The organism is Mesorhizobium sp. M7A.F.Ca.ET.027.03.2.1 (genome assembly GCF_003999175.1).
Taxonomy (GTDB): Bacteria; Pseudomonadota; Alphaproteobacteria; order Rhizobiales; family Rhizobiaceae; genus Mesorhizobium.
In genome coordinates, this window is sequence record NZ_RZOM01000824.1 from 1 (window position 1) to 2,846 (window position 2,846).

Below are 2,846 nucleotides of genomic sequence, written 5' to 3' on the forward strand. Positions count from 1 at the left end.
ACCATCGGCTACTCCAGATTCTGGATCTGTTCACGAAACTGGTCGACCACCGCCTTCAGGTCCAGGCCGATCGCGGTGATGGCTGCGGCATTCGATTTGGAACACAGCGTATTCGATTCGCGGTTAAATTCCTGTGCCAGAAAATCGAGCTTGCGACCGACCGCGCCGCCGCCCACCAGCAGTGCCCGGCCGGATGCGACATGCGTTTTCAGCCGGTCGATCTCTTCGCGAATATCGGCCTTGGTGGCCAGGAACGCCGCCTCCATATGCAGTCGGGTGGCATCCAGATTGGCGGAAGCGTCCATCAGCAGCCTGACCTGCTCGGCGATGCGTTCGCGGATCACCGCGGTCTCGCGGGATGGATCCACTTCTGCCCGCAGCGTCAGCGCCTCGATCGTGTCGATATGACCCGACAACAGCAAAGCCAGCGCGGCTCCTTCGCCCTGCCGTGCCTGTTCGAGCCCGTTCAAGGCCACTTCGAGCGCGGCCATGATCGCGGCATCGAGCGCGGCCCTCGCCTCCTCGGTTTCGACGGTTTCAGGAATGTCGAGCACGCCGCGCAGCGAAAGCAATCCATCCGACGTCGCCGCAGCAACGCCGAATTGCTCCTGCAGCCGTTTGGCGAGCCCAGCAAGGTCCTTCAGGAAGGCTTCGTTGACGACCGGCTGCGCCTGCGCGCCAACGGCACGGCCGATGGTCAGCGTCGCCTGGAAATTGCCGCGTGCAAAACGTTTCTGAAGTATTTGCCGGACAGCAGGTTCCAACCGCTCGAAGCCTTGCGGCAGCCGCAGCCGTACCTCGACGCTCTTGCCGTTTACGGACTTGACCTCCCAGGCGATCGAGGTGCCTTCGTGCTCGGCGACGGCACGTGCAAAACCGGTCATGCTCTGCAAATTCATATCGCCCACACGTCCCTTGCACATCGCCCTGAACCGGCTTTCCGGACAGAGCGAGTGCGGCTTGAAAAAGACTGCGCCGCAGGCGCGTCGAAACCGGACGCGCGGCGCTCTTCCAAATGTCAGGGCGTTGCCTGCCGGGCAACGCCTTTCTTCATTTACTGGGCAGCGCCCGCGTCACCGCCGCTGTCGTCGGCACCGTCAGCCGGCCCACTGCCAGCGGGTTCGACGGCATTGCTGTCGCCGGTGCCAGTCGTCTTGGCGGCTTTGGCGGCATCATCGGCCTGCTTCTTCAGCAACGCGCGATAGCGGGCGACGTTCTCGTTGTGCTCGTCCAGCGTCGCGGCAAAGACGTGCCCGCCGGTGCCGTCGGCAACGAAATAGAGGTCGGCGGTCTTCGACGGATTGGCCACCGCCTCCAGCGCTGCACGACCCGGATTGGCGATCGGCGTCGGCGGCAAGCCATTGATCACATAGGTGTTGTAGGGCGTCTGTTTCTGGATGTCCGACTGGTAGATCGGCCGATCCGCCGGCTTTCCCTTGCCGCCGAACAGCCCGTAGATGATGGTCGGATCGGATTGCAGGCGCATGCCCTTGGCAAGCCGGTTCAGGAAGACGGCGGCAACTCGCGAACGCTCGTCACCCTTGCCCGTCTCCTTCTCGACGATCGAGGCCAGCGTGACGAACTCCTCGACGTTGGCCAGCGGCAGGTCAGGCGCGCGCCGCTGCCAGACATCGTCGACCAGCTTCTTCTGATCCGCCAGCAGCTTGTCGACCATCTGCTGGCGTGTCGCTCCGCGCGTGAAGCGCAGCGTGTCGGTGGCGAGGCTGCCCTCCGGCGGCGTGGTTGCCGGCATGTCGCCGCTCAAGGCATTCTCCTCGGCGATGCGCTGCAATGCCTGGTCGACCGTCAGTCCTTCAGGAATGGTCAGCGAATACATCACCGACTTGCCGCTCTTCAGAAGCTCCATGATATCGCGCATGGATGCCCTGGGCTTGATCTCGTACTCGCCGGCTTTCAGCGCGGAATCATTGCCGAAGGCCCGCACGCCAAGGCGGAATACCCGGGCGTCGCTGATCAACCCGCGGCGTTCGAGCTGGTCGGCGATATCCTGGACGCCGGTGCTCGGCTTGACCAGGAAGGTGTCGCCATTGGCCGAAGGTCCGGGTTCGGTGAATTCCTGCTTGCCGAAATAGACCGCGACGCCGGCCGCCAGAACCACCAGCATCACCGAGGAGATGACGAAGTTCATGAACACGACGACCTGGCTGCGTGACGCCCGCGAGCGCTTCGGCGGCGGCGTGCCAGCCTCCGGCCGCAACGCTTCGCTGGCCGTTTTCGGCACGATCGGGCCGGATGTCGGCGGCCGTTGCCCGAATTCTCCGTTGCCTGCCGGATTTGTGTTCATTTCGCCCTACCGTTTGATCGCCCAACGAATCCCCAGCGGCAGAGTAGGGGCGAATATGGCAAAATTGACGGCACGCCGAAGCGCCGCCCGGCAGCCGGACGATCAGCCATTGTAGCGCTGGAAGACCAGCGACGCGTTGGTCCCGCCAAAGCCGAAGGAATTGGACAGCGCAACGTCGATCTGGCGGGCACGCGGCTTGTTCGGCACCAGGTCGATCGCGGTTTCGCGTTCCGGGTTGTCGAGGTTGATGGTCGGCGGCGCGACATTGTCCCTGATGGCAAGGATCGAGAAGATCGCTTCGGCGGCACCCGCCGCCCCAAGCAGATGGCCGATCGACGACTTGGTCGACGACATCGAAATCTTCGATGCGGCATTGCCGACAAGCCGCTCGACCGCGCCGAGCTCGATCGTGTCGGCCATGGTCGAGGTGCCGTGCGCGTTGATGTAGTCGACATCGGCCGGCGTCAACTTGGCCCGGTTCAGTGCCGCCGTCATGCAACGGAAGGCGCCATCGCCATCCTCCGCGGGCGCGGTGATGTGA

2 protein-coding genes and 1 pseudogene are annotated in these 2,846 nt (G+C 63.9%); all 3 read right to left on the reverse strand.

Annotated elements, in window-relative coordinates; all coding sequences use genetic code 11:
• Positions 1-8 precede the first annotated feature (8 nt).
• Positions 9-899, reverse strand: a complete 891-nt coding sequence (locus EN750_RS27510; protein WP_013532513.1) for a YicC/YloC family endoribonuclease — start codon at positions 897-899, stop codon at positions 9-11.
• Positions 900-1,054: 155 nt separating this feature from the next.
• Complete coding sequence (gene mltG, locus EN750_RS27515) at positions 1,055-2,305, reverse strand: endolytic transglycosylase MltG (protein WP_127398565.1); 1,251 nt, start codon at positions 2,303-2,305, stop codon at positions 1,055-1,057.
• Between the two features lie 102 nt (positions 2,306-2,407).
• Positions 2,408-2,846 (reverse strand): annotated as a pseudogene (locus EN750_RS27520) (beta-ketoacyl-ACP synthase II); the annotation flags it as partial.

What these genes read in the sequence shown, in the direction of transcription:
- mltG (WP_127398565.1), bottom strand. Translation starts at nt 2,305, where the DNA reads ATGAACACAAATCCGGCAGGCAACGGAGAATTCGGGCAACGGCCGCCG.
- EN750_RS27510 (WP_013532513.1), bottom strand. Translation starts at nt 899, where the DNA reads ATGAATTTGCAGAGCATGACCGGTTTTGCACGTGCCGTCGCCGAGCAC.